Source organism: Paenibacillus sp. H1-7 (assembly GCF_022354825.1).
Lineage (GTDB): Bacteria > Bacillota > Bacilli > Paenibacillales > NBRC-103111 > Paenibacillus_S.
In genome coordinates this window covers 1348457-1371982 of sequence record NZ_CP031168.1, presented here as the reverse complement: position 1 = coordinate 1371982, position 23526 = coordinate 1348457, and the positions used below count along the sequence as shown (strand labels likewise).

General features: G+C 52.1%; 16 protein-coding genes. 5 read left to right on the top strand and 11 right to left on the bottom strand.

What is annotated here, in order from left to right; translation table 11 throughout:
• Window positions 1–557 precede the first annotated feature (557 nt).
• The 7 genes from DVH26_RS06240 to DVH26_RS06210 form a co-directional block, all read right to left on the bottom strand.
• Window positions 558–2060, bottom strand: coding sequence for an oligosaccharide flippase family protein (locus DVH26_RS06240; RefSeq protein ID WP_239632312.1), 1503 nt, complete (start codon window positions 2058–2060; stop codon window positions 558–560).
• Between the two features lie 799 nt (window positions 2061–2859).
• On the bottom strand, window positions 2860–3654 hold the full coding sequence (locus tag DVH26_RS06235; RefSeq protein WP_239632310.1) for an alpha/beta fold hydrolase: 795 nt from the start codon (window positions 3652–3654) through the stop codon (window positions 2860–2862).
• A gap of 206 nt (window positions 3655–3860) precedes the next feature.
• On the bottom strand, window positions 3861–4862 hold the full coding sequence (locus tag DVH26_RS06230) for an S-layer homology domain-containing protein (RefSeq protein ID WP_239632308.1): 1002 nt from the start codon (window positions 4860–4862) through the stop codon (window positions 3861–3863).
• 227 nt (window positions 4863–5089) lie between these two features.
• Window positions 5090–5971: a carbohydrate ABC transporter permease gene (locus tag DVH26_RS06225; protein WP_239632306.1), complete on the bottom strand. Its 882-nt coding sequence runs from the start codon at window positions 5969–5971 to the stop codon at window positions 5090–5092.
• Between the two features lie 15 nt (window positions 5972–5986).
• A complete protein-coding gene (locus DVH26_RS06220) occupies window positions 5987–6952 on the bottom strand; it encodes an ABC transporter permease (RefSeq protein ID WP_239632304.1) in 966 nt (321 codons plus the stop codon).
• Between the two features lie 122 nt (window positions 6953–7074).
• Complete coding sequence (locus DVH26_RS06215) at window positions 7075–8703, bottom strand: type 2 periplasmic-binding domain-containing protein (RefSeq protein ID WP_239632302.1); 1629 nt, start codon at window positions 8701–8703, stop codon at window positions 7075–7077.
• Window positions 8704–9063: 360 nt separating this feature from the next.
• Window positions 9064–11445, bottom strand: a complete 2382-nt coding sequence (locus tag DVH26_RS06210; RefSeq protein ID WP_239632300.1) for an AraC family transcriptional regulator — start codon at window positions 11443–11445, stop codon at window positions 9064–9066.
• A 519-nt stretch (window positions 11446–11964) separates the two neighbouring features.
• Between DVH26_RS06210 and DVH26_RS06205 the strand changes: the two genes are divergently transcribed.
• From DVH26_RS06205 to DVH26_RS06190, 4 genes are all read left to right on the top strand, one after another.
• On the top strand, window positions 11965–13050 hold the full coding sequence (locus DVH26_RS06205) for a sugar ABC transporter substrate-binding protein (protein ID WP_239632297.1): 1086 nt from the start codon (window positions 11965–11967) through the stop codon (window positions 13048–13050).
• 65 nt (window positions 13051–13115) lie between these two features.
• Window positions 13116–14627 (top strand): sugar ABC transporter ATP-binding protein, encoded by a 1512-nt coding sequence (locus DVH26_RS06200; RefSeq protein ID WP_239632295.1) that lies wholly within the window; start codon window positions 13116–13118, stop codon window positions 14625–14627.
• The gene (locus DVH26_RS06195; protein WP_239632293.1) at window positions 14628–15617 is read left to right on the top strand and encodes an ABC transporter permease; all 990 of its coding nucleotides are present in this window, start codon (window positions 14628–14630) and stop codon (window positions 15615–15617) included. It begins immediately after the preceding gene.
• 147 nt (window positions 15618–15764) lie between these two features.
• The gene (locus tag DVH26_RS06190; protein WP_239632291.1) at window positions 15765–16229 is read left to right on the top strand and encodes a hypothetical protein; all 465 of its coding nucleotides are present in this window, start codon (window positions 15765–15767) and stop codon (window positions 16227–16229) included.
• Between the two features lie 99 nt (window positions 16230–16328).
• Here DVH26_RS06190 and DVH26_RS06185 read toward each other — a convergent pair whose 3' ends face one another.
• A complete protein-coding gene (locus DVH26_RS06185) occupies window positions 16329–17606 on the bottom strand; it encodes a serine hydrolase domain-containing protein (protein WP_239632289.1) in 1278 nt (425 codons plus the stop codon).
• A 165-nt stretch (window positions 17607–17771) separates the two neighbouring features.
• On the opposite strand from DVH26_RS06185, the gene DVH26_RS06180 reads away from it, so the two are divergent.
• Window positions 17772–17948 carry an aspartyl-phosphate phosphatase Spo0E family protein gene (locus DVH26_RS06180; protein WP_239632287.1) on the top strand — a complete coding sequence of 59 codons (177 nt, stop codon included), beginning with the start codon at window positions 17772–17774 and terminating at the stop codon, window positions 17946–17948.
• 45 nt (window positions 17949–17993) lie between these two features.
• Here DVH26_RS06180 and DVH26_RS06175 read toward each other — a convergent pair whose 3' ends face one another.
• From DVH26_RS06175 to DVH26_RS06165, 3 genes are all read right to left on the bottom strand, one after another.
• Window positions 17994–19346: a TrkH family potassium uptake protein gene (locus DVH26_RS06175; RefSeq protein ID WP_239632284.1), complete on the bottom strand. Its 1353-nt coding sequence runs from the start codon at window positions 19344–19346 to the stop codon at window positions 17994–17996.
• 183 nt (window positions 19347–19529) lie between these two features.
• On the bottom strand, window positions 19530–22637 hold the full coding sequence (locus DVH26_RS06170) for an FIMAH domain-containing protein (RefSeq protein ID WP_239632282.1): 3108 nt from the start codon (window positions 22635–22637) through the stop codon (window positions 19530–19532).
• Between the two features lie 65 nt (window positions 22638–22702).
• Window positions 22703–23497, bottom strand: coding sequence for a M55 family metallopeptidase (locus tag DVH26_RS06165; RefSeq protein WP_239632273.1), 795 nt, complete (start codon window positions 23495–23497; stop codon window positions 22703–22705).
• Between the last annotated feature and the right edge of the window lie 29 nt (window positions 23498–23526).

Genomic DNA, 23526 nt, shown 5'->3' with positions numbered 1-23526 from the left:
CCGGAGTCATACTTATGCAATCGTTGTCGGACGCCGCCGCTCCTTTCGTGAAGGTGCTTTGGTGATCTTTCCATCTTACATTTTCGCTCCGCCGATCGTCATAAGGTAACATTAGGCGTCTCTCCTAGGCTGCTGGCCCGATTCCGTCTGCTTTAAGACTGGAATCCATGACAGACAGCTGCAAAGTACCATTAATATACATTTTAACCTAGCAGCCGGGCAATTCAAGTTTTGCGATTTACCATGTCCCTGCTTCAAGACCGGATTTCGTTAAGCTGGGCAATGTCGCAAGACTGCATATGATAATTGGAAAGCTCCTCATTACACTTTATCACTTTACTGAACTTTTAAACGTTCCCATGTGGACAAAAAAACAGCGCCCCTTAATCGGGAACGCTGTAATAACTTTTGTAGGCTGATATGCTTCACTCACATTCCATCGGCTCAACGCCGGTTTTGGGCGTTATCCGTACTGCTCGATTATTTCCGGGGCAATGCTGCATGACGATGATCCGCCCCGACATGGATGGCCATCTGTTCGATGATCCCCTGCCCGATCAATGGTGTTCATGCCGTGTCTTCGCCTGCTTGCCTTGCAGCCAGCGAAGTCGCGAATGATCGAACCGGGTGGATTCAATATACAACGTCAGTACTACCACGCAGGCAAGTCCCAATAGAACGAACCAGCTGTTTAGCGGCCCTGTCAAGCGGCCTGCCACCATACAAACAGCCATGGCCAGAGTCGGAAGAACCGGCTCCCCGTACGCCTTCCACCAGTTGAGCTTGAACCCTTCGAGATAAAAAAACCAGAACATCGACAGCGCAGAAACCGCCCAGCCGCCCGTGTACATCCATACGGCCAGCACAGAGTTGCTGGAGTTAATGAACGGCGCAACGGCAATAACGAAAATGCCCGCCACGATCATGACCCAGAAATTAGCCTTCGTTTTGCCGAGCCCGGCCAATATATTCCCCCCGAGCCGTCCGACGGACGAAAAAAAGACACCGAGCGCCAGCAGTCGGATGTAGGTGGCGGAATCGCCGGTCGTATAGCCTTCGCCGAACAAAAATCCGTTGATTTCGTTAGGATACATACAAATTGCAAGGGTCAGCGGGTACAAAATCAGATTGTTGTACCGGACGCACAGCGTTCCGCGCCGGCGGCTTTCTTCCCAATCTTTGGAGCTTTCCGCTACAAAGGGGAACGTAACGATCATAAACGCCCAGGTGACAATCCCGATAAACCCGGTAATACGAAAGGCATTGGCCAAATGGCCGACAGCAACCACCGAGCTTGCCCCTATGATCATTACGAGAAACGGCTGCTGGAAAGCTTTCGCGATATTGCCCGCCCAGCCTGGCACGCCGTACCGCATCATTTCTCTCATCTGCGTCAGCCGGATTTCTCCCAGCCACCGCGGACGGTGTACCTTTTCCGCCTTCCAGCAAATGAAAATAGCCGTAAGCAGGGAGCCTACCCCCATCCAAAACGAGACGCCCCACAGCAGATCTCCGGCGATCGGCCACAGCACCCCGAGCACCATGCCCAGCGTGGAAAAAACAGTCGTAATAACCATAAACGTCGCCTGCGTCCCGAATTCCCGATTGCCGGAAAACGACGCCACCCCGATATTAATAACCGAGTTGAACACCAGCATAAGTGAGCTTATGATCAAGGCCCCTTGCAGTGACGGCAGCTGATACGTATGCGACAGCAGCGGAGCCAATACGGCCAGTACTGCGCTGACGACAATCCCGAACACCAGACTTCCGAGCAATGCCGTGCGGAACTTGCTTTGCACCGCTTCCTCCCGGTTGGTCGAAAAACCGTACACCAAGGCGGAATTGAACCCTACATTAAGAAATAACGTCACCATGCCGAAAATTTGCAGCAGCAAATTCACTTCTCCGAATAAAGCGGGGTCATTCAGCACGCGCGCCAAAATAATGCTCCCGACCGTTTGCAGCAGCTGATTGATGAAAAGACCGAGTACAATAATGGACACACTTCGCAGCAAAAAACGTTGATTCGGCTGAAGACTTATCTTTCCCGACACCATTTCGAGCACCTTCTTATGATTGTTGAACTACGTTAGTTTTTTGTATCGTAACACCGATTCCTCTCCCCGGCAATGCTCTTGCTCTTATTTGTCGATGGAATTTTGTCGTGCAGCTCTCGTTGGCGGCATCTTGGGTTTGCAGCCAACGGTGGGAACAAACAGAAGGATGCTTGAATCGCTGTAGCTCTATCGACAGATATTGCTTTTCAGCGCTATCATGGCTTGGCGTGCGCGTTAGAACGTAGTTCTCTATGTAGCAAACAGCGTAAGGAAAGCTTGTTTCTATCTGACACGTTTTTCAACATCGTTCAGGTTGTGCGCTCCGAGGCGGTAACGGGTTTTTCCGGCTTACAGACTCACCGCTGGGCTGAACTTTGCCCTGTAACGCGGAAAAACCTCCTTACAGCGTGGCAAATCCTGCTTACGACCGCATTCCGAGGCCGTAACGCGGTTTTTCCGGCTTACAGACTCACCGCTGGGCTGAACCTTGCCCTGTAACGCGGAAAAACCTGCTTACAGCCTGGGAAATCCTGCTTACGAGCCGCCTACCGAGGCCGTAACGCGGTTTTTCCGGCTTACAGCATAAAGCCGGAGCAGTTCCTGGCGCTGAAAGTCGGAAAATCCGACTTACAGCGCGGCAAAGCCGCGCGCCGGCGGCCAATGCCCGGCACACAAGATCCACAGCACGGGCTGCGCCGCTCCGTGCTGGCCCAATCGCCCGCGCAGCCGGCGCGCGGGCAAAAACAAGCCCGTCCCCTCCCCCTCAAACTCGGGGGTATGGACGGGCTCTCTGCGGCCGCTATTTCACGGCCGCTGCGAAGCTCACTACCGCAGTCGCCAGCTCACTCGGCGACTCCATCATGCTCATGTGGCCTGCGCCGGCCACCGTGCGCTGGATAATCCGGTCGCCGCTAGCGGTAAACGTGCGCTCGACCGGAATGATTTGATCGTGCTCGCCCGCGAGCAGCAGCACGGGAACTTGCGCCTGCTCCAGCACCGCTCGGCGGTCCGGGCGGGTCCGCATCCCTTCGAGGGTGTTGACCGCACCCTCGGGGCTGGTGCCATTGCCGATGCGGATGGCCTCCTGGACCGCTTCAGGCATCGACTGCACGTGAGCGGGCGCGAACAGCTTCGGGATCAGGCCGTCGATGAACGTCGGCAGCCCCTTTTCCTTGATCGTCTGGATGCTCTTCAGACGTCCCTGCTTGCCCTCCTCGCTGTCGGGATAAGCGGTGGAATGGATCAAGCCGAAGCCGGCCAGCAGCTCCGGACGGCGCTCCGCCAGCGCCAGCGCGGCATAGCCGCCGAGCGAATGTCCGAGCACGATCGTACGGCCCAGCTCCAGCCGCTCGATGAGCTGCGCGATATCGTCGGCGATGGCCTCCATCGTGTAAGTTCCCTCCGGCGCACCCGAATCGCCATGCCCCCGCAGATCGGGGGTGATGAAGCGGCTCGTCTCCGGCAGCAACGGCAGCAGCTCGTTCCAGTAAGCCGAGCTCCCGCAAAAGCCGTGCAGCAGCACAACGGCTTGTCCCTTGCCTTTTTCCTGATAAGCCAGACGCAGCCCGTCCAGCTCGACAACCTTTTTATCCATAAAAAGCAGCTCCCTTCGACGAATCATTATGAAATCATTTCATAGGCTTATTTTACCACATGCAAGCCGATCCCAAACGAGCGCGGCAAAGAAAAACACCCTACTCGGCAATCCGACAGGCTCTAAAGCCTTTGGCTAACCGATGAGGGTGTTTTATCGAGATATTTCTGCGCTGCAAAGCGGCAAATCGTCTTCGCCGCTGCAAATTACTCAGCCACTGCGCCCGTGCCCGGCGATGCCGGTGAAGCGATAGAATCCGACGGGGACGCTCCGCCTCCGATGACGCCTGGCAGCGTAACGGCTACAGGCTGCGCCACCGGCTTATATTTGGAAGCAACGTAAGTTTCAGCCTTCACTTCGGTGATGACTTGCGGGTACATCATGTCCGGATTCGGCGGAGTTACTTCGTATTGAATGACCGCCGTATTGTCAGCCTGGAACTGGATGCCGGTAATTTTCAGACCGTAGCCCGGATGCGGCATTTCACGCGACAATACGACCTTGTTCACCTCTTCGTTGACCTTCTCCACGCTCACTTTGACGTCGCTTTGCTGCTGAGGCGGCTGCGGGTTCTGCGCTTGCGCTTCTACAAGCTTGATCGCGTTATACAGCCAGGTTGCCGCTTCGCCGCGCGTAATTTCTCGTTTCGGGTAAGCTTTGCGGTCTTCACCGAGCTTGTCGATCTTGTGCAAATATAGACGCTGAATGTCGCCTTGATATTTGATATCGATTTGATCTTCGTCCGCCAAAGCGATAAACATTTTAACGGTCGGGAAATCGCCCTTCGTGTACATGGCGGTTAGCAGCAAATTCGCGTATTGCTCCCTTGTCACCTTCGCGTTAGGATCGACGTCCTTCGGAATATCGAGGCCGTTCACTTTGGCGATAATAAAGGCTTCCGCATACCACGCATCGTTAGGAACATTCGTAAAATAGTCGGACGCCTCCGGCTTTTTGATGAATTTCACCAAATCCAGATTCAAATCCAGCCCCTTCACGATCATGCTGATGCTTTGGGCAAAGCTGATTTGGCCGCGGGGAGCAAAATGCTGGCTGTCGATCCCGCTCACGATTCCTCTATCCTTCAACGCGTTAACCGGCTCCTTGTCCGCAGAATCCAGATCGGTGAAAGCATAAACCGAACCGGCCGAAACCGTGCACAGCAAGGCTGCGGCAGAAACAAGCGTCACAAACTTCTTCTTCATCATCAATGTCACCTTCCCGTAGCGTATGTTTTATAAGTACCATTTGGTATCATTTCCATTTTCAACTCCGGAGTTACCCTCTAGACGGAGCAAGCTTTCCAAAGGTTGCACAGATGATATGAATTCGCCTGCATTTTTTTGCGCACAGCAAAAAGACCGCATCCCTCCTCTTTTACCAAAAAGGAGACTATGCGATCCATTTAGAGCATCGAGAGCTTTCAAACCAAGCGTTAGCCCTTCAAAGCACCCACCATGACGCCTTTGACAAAATATTTTTGCACGAACGGATACACGCACAAGATCGGCACCGTGGCTACCATGATGGTTGCATACTTGATCGTCTCCCCGATTTGGAACCTGTCGGCCGCATCGGCACCCGAGGACATGCTGTCAGTCGAGTTCGCCAGCAAAATTTCACGCAGTATCAGCTGCAGCGGGAACAGCTCGCGATCCTTAAGAAACACCGACGCATAAAACCAGCCGTTCCACTTCTCTACCGCATAATACAGGATCATAACCGCAATGACCGGCATGGAGAGCGGAATAATGATTTTGAACAAAATCGTGAAATGATTCGCCCCGTCGATCTTGGCCGACTCCTCCAGACTTTCCGGCACCGACATGAACGCCGTACGCATAATGATCAGGTTGAACGTATTGACGGCAAAAGGAATAATCGTCGCCCACAGGGAATCGATCAGGCCGACATTTTTGACGATCAAATACATCGGGATCAAGCCGCCGTTGAAAAACATTGTCAGCACGATAACAAAGATGAACACTTTATTCCACATGACGTTTCTGCGCGACAGCACGTAGGCTCCGAGCGCCGTCACGAGCAAATTGACCGCTACGCCGAACACGACGATAAACAGCGTATTGCGGTATCCTTTCAAAATATCCGGGTTGTCGAACACGCTCTTGTAAGCTTCCACGCTGAAGCCTAGAGGCTTCCACAGAATCCCTCTGTGAGCAACGATCTGATTCGCATCGCTTAAGGACGAGAAGGCCACGTGCAGCAGCGGATACAGCGTAATAACAACCAGCAGCAGCAAAATACCGTGAATACCCCAATCGAACGCACGTTCCATGATATTGGTATTTCTCTTCATAGCGATTCTCCTCCTTTACCAAAGGCTGCTTTGGTTCACTCTGCGGCTTACATAGTTCGCGGTTATCAACAGGATCAGGTTAATGACGGAGTTGAACAAACCGACCGCGGAGCTGTAGCTCCAGCCGAACTCGAGCAAGCCTTTGCGGTATACGAACGAGGAGATAACATCCGCCGTATCGTACGTAATCGGATTGTACAGCAAGATGATCTTTTCAAAGCCGACATTCAGCAGGTTGCCCATGCGCAGAATAAACATGATCGCGATGGTCGGCATAATTCCCGGAAGCGTAATATGCAAAATTTGTTTCCAGCGGCTTGCCCCATCGATTCGGGCCGCTTCGTACTGCTCCTGATCGATGCTCATGAGCGCCGCGATATAAATGATCGACTCCCAGCCGATTTTTTGCCATATTTCCGAAATCACGTAGATGCCCCGGAACATTTCCGGCTTTTGCAGCATCGCCTGTCCGTCGCCGCCGAAATAAACAAACAGCTGATTGACGATGCCTCCGCTGTTCGTAAAATCTTTAATCATCCCGCAAATTACAACGAGCGAGATGAAATACGGCATGTACGTGATCGATTGAACGATCCTCTTGAATGCTGCGTTGCGAACCTCGTTAATCAAAATAGCCAAAATGATGGGAGCGGGAAATTCAAAGCAAATTTGATAGGCGCTGATAATCAAGGTGTTTTTCAATATGCGCCAGAAATAATAGCTGCTGAAAAAATCGCGAAAGTGATCCAATCCGACCCAGGGGCTTCCTAAAATCCCTTTCATCGGACTATAGTCCTTGAAGGCAATGATCGCACCATACATCGGCGCGTAATGGAATATGGCGTAATAGACAATAACGGGCACCATCATCAAATACAAATATTTATTAAGCAAAAAATCTTTGACAAACCGGGAAGAAAAGCTTGCGCGATTCACTGCGCCAGTCTTCGTCGTCGTTTCTGCAGCAATGGTTTTGGCCATATCATTCCCCTCCTTCCGTTAGGTCACGTAGCACGGTGCCGGCATCGGCGCAGACGGTAAAAATTATGGGTAGGGCACCGGAGAAGCTCGAAGCTTCCCCGATGCTTACCTGCAATCATCGTTTACCGTTTGTTATAACGATCCAGAGCCGCTTTCTGAATTTGAATTGCGCGATCCAGATTCAGCGTTTTCAGCTTCGCCATATACTTGTCGAAGTTTTCCAGAGGCTCATTGCCAAGAATAATTTTGAGCGTCATTTCGTCGACCAGCGTGTTGACATCGGTCATAATTTTCGCAAGCTCCGTGCTCTCGGCAGGTGTAGCTGTGATCGGAGGAAGACCGTATTTGTCGACGTCGGTTTTTTGCCAGATCGTGATGGCGTCCTTCTGTTCAGGCATGGTCAAATATTGCTCGATGTATCGTTTATCCTGTACGAACGGTCCGTTGTAGTTGGCGCGGATATGAAGCGACATCGCTTGGGCAGGCGCCAATTTGTCCGGGTTGTTCATCAGCAGATCGGTATATTTCGGATAGCCGTTTTCCATTTTGTAGCTGACGCCTTCCGTTCCGAAGTTAAAGAACATGTGGCCTTCTTCGCTGTAGCCGTAGTCGAGCAATTTGGCCGCTAGCTCGGCATTTTTGGAGTTAGCCGTAATGGCAACCATGCCGCCTGGTGCGAAGGCAGGGTCCTTTTGACCGAAACGTGGCGTATCGCCTTTTTTCAATACCGGATATGGAGCTGCTACGAGCTTCGCTTTCGGATCTTTGGCCGTCAAGATCGGCATCCATTTGCCGATACCGCCGCCGGTGTTGCCGATGGTAGCGCCTGTGGCATTCGAAGCCAAATTCGCGTCCAGCGTTTTGCTGTCTACGGTTGCGATGTTTTTGTCGATCAGACCTTCGGCGTACCATTTGCGGAATGTAGCAAGGAACTCTTTATATTGCGGCTCTGCAGGGCCGAATTTGATTTGGCCGTTTTCTTGATAGAACAGACGGTTCACGCCGTAAGCTCCGATGAACGCGCCGTTATAAACCTGCTCCAATGGACGCGGCACGCTGAAGAACGACAGCGGAGCAGTGGCACCTTTCTTTTCCTTGAATGCTTTCAGCACGGTATACCATTCATCGATCGTTGTAGGAACAGGCAGCCCTAGCTCGTCGAGCCAGTCTTTACGAACAATCGGTCCTTGGAACACTTTCAAATACTCGTCGCCGCGGATGAACGGGAACGCGAAATAGTTGCCTTCGTCCGTCTTGACCATCTTGTCGACTTCCGGATGCTCCTTGAGGTACTTTTTCAAGTTAGGAGCGTGCTTATCAATAAGATCGTTCAGCTTCAGAATATAGCCGTCCTTGATCGCTTTCTCAGGTCCGCCCGGGAAGTTCAGCCAGTTGTATTCGATCATGTCGGGAAGCTCGCCCGATGCGAGCAGCACGTTCAGGCCTTCCTTCGCCTGATTGGCAACCGGTGAAGTAAATTTCAGCGGTACGCCGGTTTTCTTTTGCCATTCCTGGAAAAACGGCATCTCTCCTAATGAAGATTTAATACCCACCGCATTTCCGGTCAATTCCGCCCAATAAGTGAGCGTCTTGTCGGTTTTCATAGGATAAGTCGTTGCCGCGGCCGGGGTGCTGGTGTTACCTTTGCCGCTGTCGGCGGGTGCTGCCGGTTGATTGGAACAAGCTATTGCCAAGCTGCTCATCATGGTGGTGATCGTTACGATAGGGATGATTTTGCTTCTTTTTTTCATCGCTCGTGACCTCCCGCATCCTTCGTTTAATGAGTGGTGACTCATAGCTTTATCATAATGACAACGCTTACAAAATGATATCGGCAATTTTTCACATTCCATCGTCAATATGCAATTTCAGACTATGCAAAAACTCCAAAACCATCGGCAAAACAGCCAATCCCTCCTATATTATGGTAAAAGGATGTCGATACTTATCCAAAAATGAGCCCATTTCCCGGCTAATTCGAGCTCATGTCAGCGAGCCTAACGCTTCGACAAGCAGCTGCACCGGCTCGTCCCGGAAGCCGAATAAGCGCCCCCGGCCTGCCGCAGCAGAACAGGAAGCGCTATAAACTTGTAAACTTGAGAAGCTGCCGCTTAAGCTTGGATAGCTTCTTTATATTTGCCTGGCGTAATGCCTTCATATTTCTTGAACGTACGGATAAACGCGTTCGGATCGTTAAAGCCGACCAGCGCCGCGACGTCGGTTACGCTTTTCTTTTGCTCGACGATCATCGATTTCGCCTTTTCAATCCTCACTTTGTTTATAAACTCCAGCAGCCCGCCTCCGGTCTGATCCTTGAACAGCTTCGAAACGTAAGTCGCCTTCATATCCATATGCTCTCCGATCATGGAGATGTTCAAATTCGCATCATGGTAATGTTCCTCGATATAGGCCGTCACTTCCGCAACAAGCCCTTTGAGCGTTTCCTGCCGCGCCTGTTGAATATTTTGCTGCCGTTTGTCCGAGGTGTAGCTGCATACCTTCTCGAGCATTTCCGTCAGCATCCCCTGCATTTCCTTCACCGACTCGCAGCTCAGCAGCTGTTCAATCGATTTCGGGTGGTTCCGTAAAAACGGCCCCTGCCCGTCTCCGATTTCATTCGTCGTCTTGACCATCGTGCTCGCCAGATTGAACAGGAGGCACTTGGCCAGCGGGATCGACAGCGGTGGATGGCCGTTAAAGTTGCGGGCGATTATATCGTCCAGCAGCTCCTTGGCCCGGTCCAAGTCGCCGATCTTCATCGCGTTCATCCATTGCTGCTCGACGGCCAGAGGATAATAATAGCCTACGGGCCCGTCGGCTTCGGATTCCTTGCGGATCGTAGGATACGCGAGAATCTCGTCGGTCCCCATCACGAGCTTATATTCCATAGCCACGAGCGCTTCGGAATAGGCCTCCGAAACGCCGGACATCGATGAATGTACACTGCTGATAGACAGCGTGAGATGGATTTGATACCTTTCCAGCAAAAATTGCTGCGCCTCCCGCGCGATTCGGAGCAATTCCTCCTCGCGCGACTCGCCGTCCCCGGCACGAAAGTTAATGAGGCAGGCGAACGTCTCGTCGATTTCCACGGCATACCCGCGGTGCTTCTGATTGGCCAGCTCCTCTACTACGTTCGTAACAATGAACTGCAGCAGCATGTCTTTGTCTCCGATGTCCATTCCCTGAATGCTCTCGAAGAATGCTCCGCGTTCCTTCAAGTACAGCAGCATCACCGCATAATCATCGGACAGCGGCTGCATATGATATGCCGTCAGCGCCTCGTCGAGCGGTACCGACGTATCCAGCTTCCCTTTCAACAGCCGGCCGATGAAATGAGACCTCAGCACATGACGCTGCTGCTTCATCTGTGCCGTATATTTATCCATCTCGCGCAGCGTTTTATGAATGGACTGCTCGATGAAATGGAATTCGTTGCCGCCCTCGCCGACAGCTCCGCCGTTATGGTTATTGCCGGCGACAGCCTGCATCAGCTGGCGTACCGGCACATAGTTTTTGCGCAAAAAGAAATACGTCAGGACGATGCCGCCCGCCAGGCTGATCAGAATGCTCATGTACGTCAAATTGCGCACCTGCTCAGCCTTTTTCCAATACAGCCTGCTTGGGATAACGGAGACGTACTTCAGCTCGGAGAGGGCCGAATGAATATAGAGCCCCTCCATCTTCTGCCCGTCCTTCGTAAAATAAAACAGTCCCGAATTGCCCTCGAGCCGGTCATATGGAAACTCAGGAGCCAATGCGCCCTCCGTGCTCGAGACAAGCACCTCATTGTTCTTATTCAAAATGAGGACTTGCCCCTCCTTATAGAATTGCATGTTGGAGATCGGTTTCAGGATGCGCGACTGGTCCAGCAGGATGACATTCGTGCCAAGCGGCTCCTGGCCCGGGCCGGTTGAATAGCTTTTCACGAATGCAACCGCTTTCTTTAAGATCCCGTCTTCACCGAGCCAAGGCATGGCGACATACCCTTTATAATCGATCTGCTTCATCAACCGGTTCCACTGCTCGTAGGTAACGCCGCCTCCTTGATGCATTTGCTGGTAGCCAAGCGTAGAGCTCCACGTCACGCCGGGCAGAAGCAGCATATCTTCGGACGCGTAATAAATATAGAAGCTATCCAAAAAAGGATAGGACGATTTGTACAGCTTCAAATCCTGCGTAACCTGAAACAGGTCATACCGGTGGTCGTTCGGAAAACGGTACTTATTCGAGTACAGAAGATCCTGTATTTTCACGTTCCACATCATTTCAAAGCTCAGCCGTTCCATCGACTGGAACTGGTTATCCATCATTTCCCGGATTTGCTTCAGCTGAGCGTCGTTAGCCTGATGAATTTCGCTTTCCAAAGTATGGCTCGACGAATTGTAAACAATAATGCTGATAACAACAGGAAGCAGCAGAACAGCCAAATATGAAAGCAGCCAGGTAAGCACCACGCTGCGGCGTCGAAATCGGAATGCTTTCCAGAACATCGTCGGGTCCCTCCCCTTGGAGCCTAAGGCATAAGCAATAAACGGGTTGTTACCTGTCACGCGGATAGGATTTCCTGCAACTTACAATTGAACGCGGTCGCTCATCTTTGAAAGGTCCTCGATAAAGGTTTTCTCACCGGAAGAAATAGTCATTTGGTCATGCAAAAATGCTCTTCGGAGCATAAATGCCTAGCTTTATTCTAATTCCTATGTCACACATTTGTCACTAAATTTCGTCGATTTCCATAAATTCTTTTTCCTTAATCAGGGCATATTTTCCAGAATTGTCGACACCGGCGGCATCCCCATGGAGAGCATGGTTTAGTTATTCCCAATCCGCGCGGCCTATGATAAAATATAATCTTGATGCGTTCTCAGAATTGTCATGTTTTGTCGAACGGAATCGAATCATTATGTAAAATATTATTGACCGTTTGCAAAATGTAGTGATAAAATACAATTACCAAGTAAACGCATTGGAATTATATTTTTTAATATTTTGGGGGAGGAAAAACTAGAATGAAACGATGGAAACAGAGCATAGCTCTCATGTTCGTGCTGATTCTTGCGATCGGCCTGGCGGCATGCGGAGCGAAACCGGAAGCTACGCCTCAGAACGGCGCGGCACCGGCTGACAATGCAGGTGCAGGCGGAGCTTTCGCGAACAAAAAGATCGCCCTGATCATGCAAATTAACCTCGGTACTTTTTCCGCGCAATACATAGAGGGCGTGAAGGAACAAACCGAGAAGCTCGGCGGTAAAGTGACTGTATTTACGGCTGACGGCGACTTGGCCAAAATGTCCTCCAACCTGGACGCAGCCATCAACCAAAAGTTCGATGCGATTCTGATCGACCATGGTACGGCGGAAGCGCTGGATGCCGGCATTAAGAAAGCGCTGGAGAGAAAAATTCCGGTCGTTGCATTCGATGCGGACATCAAGACAGCCGGCGTAACGGTGCTTGAGCAAGGCGACCAGAAGATGGCTGAAATGACGCTGGACAAGCTTAGCAAAGACATCGGCGGCAAAGGCAACATCGTGAAAATCTGGGTAGCCGGATTCGCTCCGATGGAACGCAGACAAGTAGCTTATAAAGATTTCCTCGATAAAAATAAAGATATTAAAGAAATCGCCGCTTTCGGCGCTGCTTCCCAGAACACTGCATTGGATACGCAATCCCAAATGGAAGCGATCCTGAAGAAATATCCTAACAAGGGCGATATTACAGCGGTTTGGGCTGCTTGGGACGAATTCGCCAAAGGCGCTGCCCGCGCGATTCAGCAAGCCGGACGTACCGAGATCAAAATTTACGGTATCGACATGAGCGATGAAGACCTGCAGATGATTCAAGATCCGAAAAATCCTTGGGTTGCTTCCGCAGCCGTAGATCCTAAAGATATCGGACGCATTCAAGTCCGTTACGCTTACCAAAAAATCAAAGGCGATCAAACGCCGGATAAAGTCGTTCTCGACCCGGTATTCGTATCCCGCGATCAATTGCCTACAACGCAAATTTCTACAGCTCAGCTGAGCGAGCACGTCAAGGGCTGGGGCAACAGCCAGCAAGGCTATACCGACTGGCTGAAGCAAGCCGAGAAGAAATAATAGCTCTACGTCCCATCGGTGATGACCGATGGGATTTTCCATTGAAATAAGGAGTGTGATGCCCGATGTCTAACGCCACTGCCCTACTACAAATGAGCCGGATATCGAAGTCGTTTCCCGGCGTCAAGGCACTGCAGCAGGTGGATTTCGAAGTTCGCGGCGGGGAAATTCATGCGCTGCTCGGTGCTAACGGCGCAGGCAAAAGCACGTTGATCAAGGTGCTCTCCGGAGCCTATATTCCCGATGAAGGACAAATCAGCATCGACGGGGAGCCGCTCCAGATCACCAAACCGCTCGATGCCATGCATGGCGGTATTCAATGTGTGTATCAGGAAGTCGATACGGCGCTTGTAGCAAACCTTACCGTTGCAGAGAACATTATGCTCGACCGATTCACGCAGCGAGGCCGGGGCCTGATCAACTGGAGCCGGATGAACAAGGAAGCCGAGAAAATCATTAACGACATCGGCCTGGCTATCGATGTGCGGCGTCAGGTCGCGGAGCTGAGCATTTCGCAAAAGCAGCTCGTGCTTATCGCCCGCGCTCTCGCACAGAGCGCCAAATTTATTATTTTCGATGAGCCGACGGCTCCTCTCAGCAATGAAGAAGCGGATCAGCTGTTCAAAATCATGGAACGGCTCAAGGCCGAGGGCGTAGGCTGCATCTTCATCTCGCATCGTCTGAACGAAGTGTTCCGCATTTGTGACCGGATTACCGTCATGCGGGACGGCAAGCGCATCTCGACTCAAGCGGCCCCGGATACGAACACGCAGGCCGTGATCGAGCAAATGCTCGGCCGAACGTTCGAGGAAGAGTTCCCGAAGGTGACGGTACCGATCGGCGAGCCTCTGCTGGAGGCTAAGGGCGTTACGTTCTCGACCAAAGTGCGCGGGGTCGATCTGACCGTTCACCGCGGCGAGATCGTCGGCGTCGTCGGCCTGGTCGGCGCAGGCAAAACCGAGCTGTCCCGCGTCTTGTTCGGAGCCGATCCGCTGGATCAAGGCGAGCTCACCATGCGGGGCAAGCGGCTTAAGCTCGGCAGCCCTACGGATGCCGTGCGCGAAGGCATCGCGCTGATTCCGGAAGAGCGACGCAAGCAGGGCATTTTGGTCGAGCAAACGGTAAAGCACAATTTGTCGCTTCCGCTCCTTAAGCTGTTCAGCACCTTCGGCTTCGTGCAGCGGTCGAAGGAAATCGCGAACGCGAAGGATATGATCGGCCAGCTCGGCATTCAGCCTCCGAATATGGAACAAACGGTCAAATATTTAAGCGGCGGCAACCAGCAGAAGGTCGCCGTGGGCAAATGGCTTCCGACCGAAGCTCAGGTGTATTTGTTCGATGAGCCTACCAAGGGCGTCGACGTCGGAGCGAAGAGCGACATCTTCCGCCTGATCGGGCGGCTTGCCCAGGAGGGCAAAGGCATCATTTATTTATCCTGCGAGATCTCAGAAATATTGGGCATCGCCGACCGGATCCTTGTCATGAGCTATGGGCAAATCGTCAAGGAGCTGCGGCGGGAGGAAGCTACGCAGGAGCAAATATTGTATTACGCTAGCGCAGGGGAGGCTGTGGTTTAAGTGAAAGAGAAACTGCTCGACTATTCATACAAGTACGGAGCGCTAATTATTATCGCGGCGGTCATCATCGTATTTTCTATCGTCAACGAAAACTTCCTGTCCTATGACAACATGACGGACATTCTGCGCTCCATCTCGATCGTTACGTTCGTTGCCATTGGAGTGACCTTTTCGCAAATTGTCGACGGCTTCGACTTGTCGGTAGGCTCTACCGTCTCTCTTACTACAGTCGTCGTCGCCACCATGATGGTTTGGTACCAGCTTCCGCTTATCGTCGTGCTGACCGTGCCTCTGCTGATCGGGGCGGTCATCGGATTATTGAACTCGCTCCTTATCGTTAAGGTGAGAATTCCCGATCTGCTTGCCACATTGGCCGTCATGTATATTATCGGCGGGGTTCACAAGACGTACACCAAAGGATTTTCCATTTACAATAACATGCAAATGCAGGATGGCACGAAGGCTCCCGGCAAATTTCTGGAGTCGTTCCTGTGGATCGGACAAGGCAAGCTGTTCGGCCTCCCGGTGCCCGTGCTGCTGATGATCGTGGCGGTCATCGTCGTCCACATCTTTTTGACCTACACCCGTTGGGGCCGCCAGCTGTATGTTACCGGCGGCAACAAGGAAGCCGCCCGCCTCTCCGGTATTTCCGTCAGCCGGGTTCGCACGCTGGCGTACGTGCTTTCTGGCGTGTTCGCCGCTATCGGCGGCATTCTCTTCGCCGCGCGGGTCGGCTCCGGCCAGATTGACGCCGGAGCGCCGATCCTGATGGAATCGGTAGCCGCGGTATTCGTCGGCTTCTCCGTCTTCGGCGCAGGCAAGCCGAACGTCATCGGAACGTTCTTCGGCGCCGTACTGATCGGCGTTCTGTTGAACGGGCTGACGATGCTCAATCTGCCTTATTACGCCTTTGATATTATCAAAGGGACCGTGCTTGTGCTGGCTCTCGCCATCACCTTTATTCACTTGACGCGCAGACGGACTCATTAATCCGCGACGGAAAGCGGAAAACGGCGAATCCCCCGTTCTTGAAGGTTCATTCAGGAACGGGGGATTTTTTGTTAAATAGAAACATTTTCCATTTGCCGGCGTCTATCCTTAAGTAATCAATTCTATCGTTTAGCGGAGGGATTCTATATGACCCGGCAGCGCCCCGTTACTTACACTCTCTTTTTCACAGTCGCTTCAATACTGTTCCTTCTGTTCCTATTCATCCTGGACCCTATCCGTGTCCTTGGCTGGGTACTGATTCCCGTCCATCAACACCATGCCGAACGGTATATGACCAGTCTGCAACAAAACGATTTCACCAGCACGGCAGCATCGACGAACCGCGACAAGGCCGATCAGACCGAGTGGATCGATTGGATGGAAACGCTGCAGGAGCAGGATTTTTCCGTTGTACAGTATTCAAACCTGAAAGTTCCTTACGACCGGGAACGGATGGACGGAATGGCGGATGTGACTTTTCAAACGAACGGAAATCAAGAAACGTACCGAATCCGAATGAATTTTGCGTTAAACGGGGTTAAGCAAGCCTGCATCGTTCCTGAGGAAACAGAATTTGCAAGACGATGGAATGCGGTCCAGTGCCGGTTGTAAAGTCCTGACTACTGCATAAGCACCAAGCATCACAGGTATCAATCCAACATGCATGCAGTGGTCATACCCTCCCTTATCCTTCATTCCGCTACACGGTATTTAGCCACTCTTTCTCGCCTCATATCCGTCTTCTCCAAGCCAATAAACGGTAGCTCCGGTCACTTTGTCCGATCCGTTTTTGTGGAAAGAAACGCGGACATAAACCGCTCCAGCATGAAAATCGGCTTGATCCGGAGTTTCGGATACCAGGAATAGCTCCAACTTAAATCCGAATATCGTAATAAATAGCCGCCCCGCTTCCACCGCAACCGGAACGGGCATGAACGCTTCATATAGCCCGGCAAATGAACTGTAATCCATCCGTTGCTTCGTATCCGACAGTTGAGGATGGACGGGCTGGCTCACCGGCTCTCCCAGCATGATAGATGCCAAGTCCCGATTTATCCTTTCAAGTGGTGATAAAAGGAAATTGCTTAACGTCACGACGCATACCCGCTCCCGTGGAAACCGTGTGATCCGGGTACAGTAGCCCTCGCCAAGCCCGCCATGATGCATGCGATCTCTTGCAGTTCCTCCAATAACCTGCTGATCGATATGCCACCCATAGCCGTAGTTATGCAGATACGGTGTAAACATGCGCATTCGGCTTTCCCGGCTTAGAAGCCGGTCGGAATACAGCGCTTGATCCCACACATACAGATCATAGGCGGAAGAGTACAGGCCCGCTGCACCGGCTTGAGTCGACATATCCATGAACTCCCCATTAACCATGCTGTTTTCATATGCCGAATACCCGGATGCTTTATGCTTAACAATCCGCCGATCCGTTTCGTATCCGGAACGGTTCATTCCCAGCGGTTCGAATATATACCTATCCAAAAATTCACCGTATTTTAGTCCGGATACCTCTTCGATCAAATAGGTGAGCAGGATATACCCGGAATTTGCATAGCGAAACCTCTCTCCCGGGATAAATTCAAGAGGGTTGTCCATGAACTTTCGAATCACCTGCTCCAGCTTCATATTTGCTTTAGTATTAAGTCCTACAGGATTAGGCAGGCCTGATGAATGGGTTAACAAATGATGTATGGTCATCCTGCCGTCAACAGGGAATTCAGGCAAATAAGATCCGACAGGCTTATCTATATCCAGTGCACCGCGCTCGTGGAGCAGCAGAATCGCTGCCGCCGTAATCATTTTGCTGATCGAGGCTATGCGGAATACGGTGTTCACGTCGTTCTCCACCTCATGCTCGTGATTGGCCATACCATACCCTTCATGTAAGACGATATTGCCATCACGGGCTACCAGAACCGTACCGCTGAAAGCATTCATTTGCTCATAAGCACGAAGATAATCGTTGATTTCGTTTCTCATTGGCTGCCTCCCTCTTGTACAACACCATAGAAACAGGTATACTTTGCAACGAATCATTCCCAAACAACTATAATTTTTCTATAAATAGGTGAAGAATTTCCCAAAAGGCTCAAAAGCATGTTAGAATAGATGTAAGATTTTTGAAGGTTAGGGGATTTATTGATCATGGACTTGGCAGAACAAGTGGAAGTGCTTAGGGCGAGACTCGTTGAGCTCGTGAACATGAAACAAAATTTTTGCGATCAAGAAGTGATTGCCCTTAGTCAGGAACTGGACGTGCTTCTTCTCCTGCTGCAGTTCAAATCCAAACAACAAGAAAAAGATGCGAGGCAGGAGGTGTAAAGATCGACGTCGTCTCCACATCCCCGATGCCTTGCATCCCCCCGTTTACCCGATAATCAGCTTCTCCTCCGGATAATGCAGATCCGCCTTCGCTTTCCCCGAAGAAAACGCCGTTAAGAACAGTGTCATCCCGATCCTTCCTATATACATGAGAACAATTAGCGTGATTTTGCTCACTATCGATAAGTCTGCCGTGATGCCTGTAGATAAGCCGCACGTGCCGAACGCCGAGCAAATTTCGAATATAACAGCCGTCAGGCTGAACCGGTGGGATTCCGCCAACAGAACGACGAAGATTCCGCCTGTGACGAGAATTAGGCCGGTAATGAAGAATATAAAGCTTTTCATCATATCCTCATTGCGCACCGAGCGCCCGAACGCCTGGATCTCCATTCTGCCGCGCATAAAGGTAATGATCATCAGCACGATAATCGCTACCGTGGTCGTCCGCACCCCTCCGCCCATGCTGGAAGGACTGGCCCCGATAAACATGAGCAGCGAGATTAGCAGCTGGCTGGCATCCGTCATATCCGCAGGATTCAATGTCGACAGCCCTGCGCTTCGCGATGTCACCGACATGAACAGCGAATTCATGCCTTGCTCGTACCATGGCATGCCGGCAAAATAATGCGAGCCCTCCGTAATCCATATGCCCGCCGCTCCGGCAAAAAGCAGAATCGCAAACGTGGTTGTCGTGATCTTGGTATACAGCGTGAACCGAAACCGCTTGTGGCCGCCGAAAAGATATTCGCGAATTTCCGCAATGACCGGAAAACCGATCGCTCCGAGCACGATGAGGATCATGGTCAAGCCCTGCACGAACACATCGCCGGAGAAATCGATAAGCGAGTTGCCGAACAGGTCGAAGCCTGCATTCGTATAGGACGAGACGGAATGAAACAATCCGTGGTACATGGCGGTATACAGCGAGTCAAAGTAGCCGGTAAAGTAAAAATAGAGCCCGAACAGCAGGGCGCCGACTCCCTCGAACAGCAGCGTCATCCCGATGATAAGCTTCATCAGCTGGACCATTCCCGACAATTGATACCGGTTCTGATCGATCATCATCATTTTCCGCTGGGACAGTCCGATCGGTTTGCCGAACAAAATCCAGTAGAAGCTGCCCATGGTCATTACCCCTATGCCGCCCAGCTGGAAGGCGATCATGAGCACGACGGTGCCGAAACCGCTGAACGTCTCCGCGGTACTGATGGTTGTAAGACCGGTCACGCTCACGGCACTTGCGGAAATGAACAAGGCGTCGGTAAAAGACAGCTTCACCCCTTTCTCGAGACTGATGGGCAATAGCAGCAATACGGTAACGACGAAAATAATAATGAAATAAGCGATAACGATGGTTTGTACCGCCGACGGTTGTTTGATCTTCTTTTGCAGCATGTTGTCTCCTGTTTGGATCATCCGGTGAAGGATATCTATCTATAAATCATTCGTCACTTTATCATAAGGAAAAGGCTGGAACGAATCAAGTTTTCACGGCGGTTTTGCCAAAAAAGAGAAAGCTGACCCTATATTTCAAGGAGTCAGCTCCATCTTAAGAGCATATTTCATTTTCCCCATTCGTCACTTCATTCGCCATGCCGCGATGAGCCACCGGGCATCGGCTGCAAGAATTTCCCGCGACGAGGGAGCAGCCTGATCCGCCATGGCCGGTTTTTCCATATGCTTCAGGAAATCCTCCAGATGCTTGGCGGCTTTATCCTGCTCGGCTTTATCCAGAAAATGCTTCGATTGCTTCAACGAATTCGTAAGCTGGCTGGCCAGAGGCTGCTGAAGCTCTCCTGCCTGAACGAATGCAGTCAACTCATTCTCCAGCGTGTATACGCTGGACGTTACACTCATCGTGACCCGGTTTGTTTCGACGGAAATTCCATCCATCACTACCTTCGACCACACTTGTGCCGTACCGGGATTTTTCGCGGTCAGCTTGCCGTTCTCGAAGCTCACTACATCGGGGTTATCGCTGAAATATTGGGGATCTCTGCGTTCGAGCTTCGGGATCGTGCGCCCTTTATCCAGCAGCCCGGTTACAGCCGCATCCGCCGTTTGATTGCGCGTCAGGCTGGCTGCCGAGACGTCCAGCTGAGCCCCGATCGGCCGGGCGATCAATCCCGGGATGGTAACCTTGAGCAAATCCGCATCCTCGGTCAAGTAAAAATGACCGAAGTCGTCCTGAGCCAGCCGGTTGTTTTTGCCGGCATTGCGGATGACCTGCTTCTGCTTCGTTACTCCATCGATAACGAAAAACTGGCTGGCCTGCACGCCGTACACATTGCCGTCGGTGCCGATTTCAAATTGGGCATCGCGCCAAACTGCCGCGCTACTGTACGAGCGTGAGACCAAATTTTGCCTGTGAACGACCTGTCTCGTTACCGGATCGAAGATGAACAAGTCGCCTTCCGCCGATCCCCAAATCATGCCGTCCGGTCCGACAATCAGCTCGGTAATCCCTTTTTTGCCCGGCACCGGTACCGTTTCGAACACCTTTTCCTTCTTCTCGACATCCCAAATAAACAGCTTGGCTTCCGTCTCCGTAGGGTTGATTCCGAGACCTCCCCATACGTTCGAGCCGCCGTAAATCAAACCGTCCTTATAGGTTACAGCCGTGACGCTCTGCTGGTTGATCACATTCCAGTACACTTCCCGCTCCCGCGTCTCGAGATCGTAGATGACAAGCGCCCCGCCAAGGAAGCCGTATTTCGGGATCGTTCCAATAACGAGCTTTCCTTCCTCCGGCATAATGACGCCTGCCAATCCGCGGTCCTGATTCCCGACATCCGAGGCGGTAAATATATATTTCGGATTCGGATGATTCGGATCCTGACGGTTCCAAGGCAGCGACTGATCGTACTCGTACACCCTCATGCCGGTATAGGCGACGTAATAAATTTTGTCCTTATAGCTGTAGATCCGGTCGGTTTGCGTGCCGGGTACCGTCTGCTCGACTCCTACCGTCTGCCTGGAGTACTCTTGCCGGTTTCCGGTCACAGGATCATACATGGCGTTCCCGCCCGATAAAAAAGCGCTCGTATGGATAACGCCATCGTTCGCTTTGGCTGCGGTATGCAGTCCGCTCGGTTCTCCGTCGATAGGAAGCAGCTCGTTTTTGATTTTCCCCGTCTGCGGATTGTACTTGAACAGTCTGCCTTCCATGATGCCGACGAGCGAATTGCCGGGAAACTGCGGATCGCTCAGCCGGGCGAACGCAAGGCCGTTAGCGTCGATCAGCGTATCGATAGGAAGCAGCGTATACTGTTTCGTCCCGAAATCGTAATAGCCGAGATCGGAGGAGGCGGTAAAATAAACCTTGTTCTCGTCGGGAGACTTCGGCGAAATCAATCGTGAGGTGATCGCGGCATCGCTCTCATCGAATTGGCCGGTCTGCAAATCCATGGCGACCGTCGCTCCCGGAGACAGCCTCATGAACAGCTTATCCTCAACGACGCTCATATCCCAAACAAACTGAGCTGAAGCATATTTGGCGGGAAGCTGAATTTCCGTTTTCTGGCCGGTATCCCTGTCGTACCGGATCAAATGGGCATGAGAGCCGATCCCGATATATGTATCGTTCCTCAGACCGTCGTAAGCTACGGAATAAGCGTAAAATTCCTCGGGCGTCGCCCCGCCCAGGTTGGTCACTACGCCTGTCGGGATATGAAACTCGAAAAACTCGTTTTTGTTATAGGAGCCGCCTATAAGCACCCCTTCCGGGCCGTTTTTCAAATCGAACACGGAGGAGCCGGGCAATTTTTTCACAAAATGCACTTCGTCTTCACCCGGTATGTATTTAAACAAATTCGTCGGCGTACCTGCCATGTAAACGGTACCGTCAGGTTGAACGGCAAGTCCTCTCAGATGCTCGCCCGTATAGGTTGTGCTCCCGATTTTGTCCTCCACGGCGATTTGCTTCAGCACGGATCCCGAATCGACATCGATGACCAGCAGCTTGGCCGGGATGCCTGACAGCGTGGCGTAAGCTATCGTTCTGCCCGACGGTTCCGTATGGAAGATCGCTCGGGAAATGTTGATATTATGTACGAACGGCCCCAGATTGGTCAGCTCGTAAGGAATGGTCACTACCTGCTCGATACTGAAGTTCAGATCGTCCACGACCGTCGATCCTTTCGCTGCATTTTGGGTGTAAATGAGCACTTTGGCGTAAGCCGCCCCTGCAGGCGCATTGGCTTCGACGGTAAACTCGCTCCATGCAGCCGATGGCGTTAAGGTCACATATTTGTTGCTGAGTGAGCCGCTGACAACATCGTCTCCCGCATTTTTGTACGTGCGGATGCCCACATACACGGTTCCCGTCGTATTCGTCGCCTTGAACCGCAATTTTAAGATATTGCCGGGGGCTACATCGATCGGATCGCTATAGGTAACTGCGGCGCTTTGAGTCGAATCGTCCGTCACGATGAGGCTGTTCGCTCCCTCCGCGCTCAGAGTGCCGGTCACCTCCGCTCGGATCCCCGGATTGCTCCGGTATAGCTTCCAGCCGGGGATAGGCTCGCTCTCGTCGCCAGGCGCTTCAAAACCCGGATTGATCAAAAGATTCCCCGTCGCACTCTGATTCAGAGTGCTTGCCGTCATGGTACCTGGCCATACGACCGCTGAGAGAAGAACCGAAACCAGCATTAAACGTATCCAAACCTTCCACTGTCGTACACTCATGCGCGTATTCCCTCATCTCTTATAGGATCACTGCACAATAATGAATTTCCGTCCTCTCCTTGACCTTACATGCCCCGGCCGAGAACGCGGATCAAATCGTCGTCTTGAAACAGCACCTCGTATCCATTCAGCTTCACCGAACGGTCCCCGTCGCCGCCTTTGCGCTCGGCAATATCCGTGCTGGCATACCGTACAACGAGCTCGTACGGCCCTTCAATAACATAAGGCTTGCAGCGGTCCTGCTGCAAAATGGCCTTTTGAACGGCTTCTCGCAGCTCCTGCCGAACCTGCTGCGGCGCTTTCATCAAGGCAGCGTGCCGGCCGACCGCGCGCTTCGTTTCATATACGGCCACGCCATCGAGCGTCGCCTCCGCCTCACGGCATGTCGCGTCATCGCCTGTAACGAGAAGGACAGGGACTCCGTGACGCCCGAACAAGTGCGCATCTATCGCGATTTCGCCGACAAGCTTGCCGTTCAGCTTCAAGTACTGATACGACGCGGATGAAAAAGTATGGTCGCGGACCGCTCTCTCCGTCCCGGCCATGCCGTGGTAGCCGATCAGGAAGGCTCCGTCGAACGTGGAGTCCAGGCCCGGGAACCGTTCGGACAGCCTTGTGGCCCCCATACAATAGGTTGCTCCCGGGTGGAGCAGATCCGGTACGAAGTTGAAGCCGGATGCGTGCGCGTCCTTCACGATAATCTCCGTCGCGCCGGCTTCGAGCAGCGCTTCGACGACCGCGTTCGTTTCCCGGGTCAGCAGCTGACGGCTCTCCTGATAAAAGTAGTCCCCCCGCTTCAGCTGCTCAGGCAGCGCAATCCCGGCGATCCCTTCCATATCTACGCTTACATAGATTTTCATTATGTAACCTCCCTATCAGGATGGTCTTC

Excerpts from the sequence above, each read along its gene's own strand:
- DVH26_RS06220 (WP_239632304.1), bottom strand. The coding sequence starts at position 6,952 with ATGGCCAAAACCATTGCTGCAGAAACGACGACGAAGACTGGCGCAGTG.
- DVH26_RS06200 (WP_239632295.1), top strand. The coding sequence starts at position 13,116 with ATGTCTAACGCCACTGCCCTACTACAAATGAGCCGGATATCGAAGTCG.
- DVH26_RS06215 (WP_239632302.1), bottom strand. The coding sequence starts at position 8,703 with ATGAAAAAAAGAAGCAAAATCATCCCTATCGTAACGATCACCACCATG.
- DVH26_RS06225 (WP_239632306.1), bottom strand. The coding sequence starts at position 5,971 with ATGAAGAGAAATACCAATATCATGGAACGTGCGTTCGATTGGGGTATT.
- DVH26_RS06180 (WP_239632287.1), top strand. The coding sequence starts at position 17,772 with ATGGACTTGGCAGAACAAGTGGAAGTGCTTAGGGCGAGACTCGTTGAG.
- DVH26_RS06210 (WP_239632300.1), bottom strand. The coding sequence starts at position 11,445 with ATGTTCTGGAAAGCATTCCGATTTCGACGCCGCAGCGTGGTGCTTACC.
- DVH26_RS06235 (WP_239632310.1), bottom strand. The coding sequence starts at position 3,654 with ATGGATAAAAAGGTTGTCGAGCTGGACGGGCTGCGTCTGGCTTATCAG.
- DVH26_RS06190 (WP_239632291.1), top strand. The coding sequence starts at position 15,765 with ATGACCCGGCAGCGCCCCGTTACTTACACTCTCTTTTTCACAGTCGCT.
- DVH26_RS06185 (WP_239632289.1), bottom strand. The coding sequence starts at position 17,606 with ATGAGAAACGAAATCAACGATTATCTTCGTGCTTATGAGCAAATGAAT.
- DVH26_RS06230 (WP_239632308.1), bottom strand. The coding sequence starts at position 4,862 with ATGATGAAGAAGAAGTTTGTGACGCTTGTTTCTGCCGCAGCCTTGCTG.
- DVH26_RS06240 (WP_239632312.1), bottom strand. The coding sequence starts at position 2,060 with ATGGTGTCGGGAAAGATAAGTCTTCAGCCGAATCAACGTTTTTTGCTG.
- DVH26_RS06175 (WP_239632284.1), bottom strand. The coding sequence starts at position 19,346 with ATGCTGCAAAAGAAGATCAAACAACCGTCGGCGGTACAAACCATCGTT.
- DVH26_RS06205 (WP_239632297.1), top strand. The coding sequence starts at position 11,965 with ATGAAACGATGGAAACAGAGCATAGCTCTCATGTTCGTGCTGATTCTT.
- DVH26_RS06170 (WP_239632282.1), bottom strand. The coding sequence starts at position 22,637 with ATGAGTGTACGACAGTGGAAGGTTTGGATACGTTTAATGCTGGTTTCG.
- DVH26_RS06165 (WP_239632273.1), bottom strand. The coding sequence starts at position 23,497 with ATGAAAATCTATGTAAGCGTAGATATGGAAGGGATCGCCGGGATTGCG.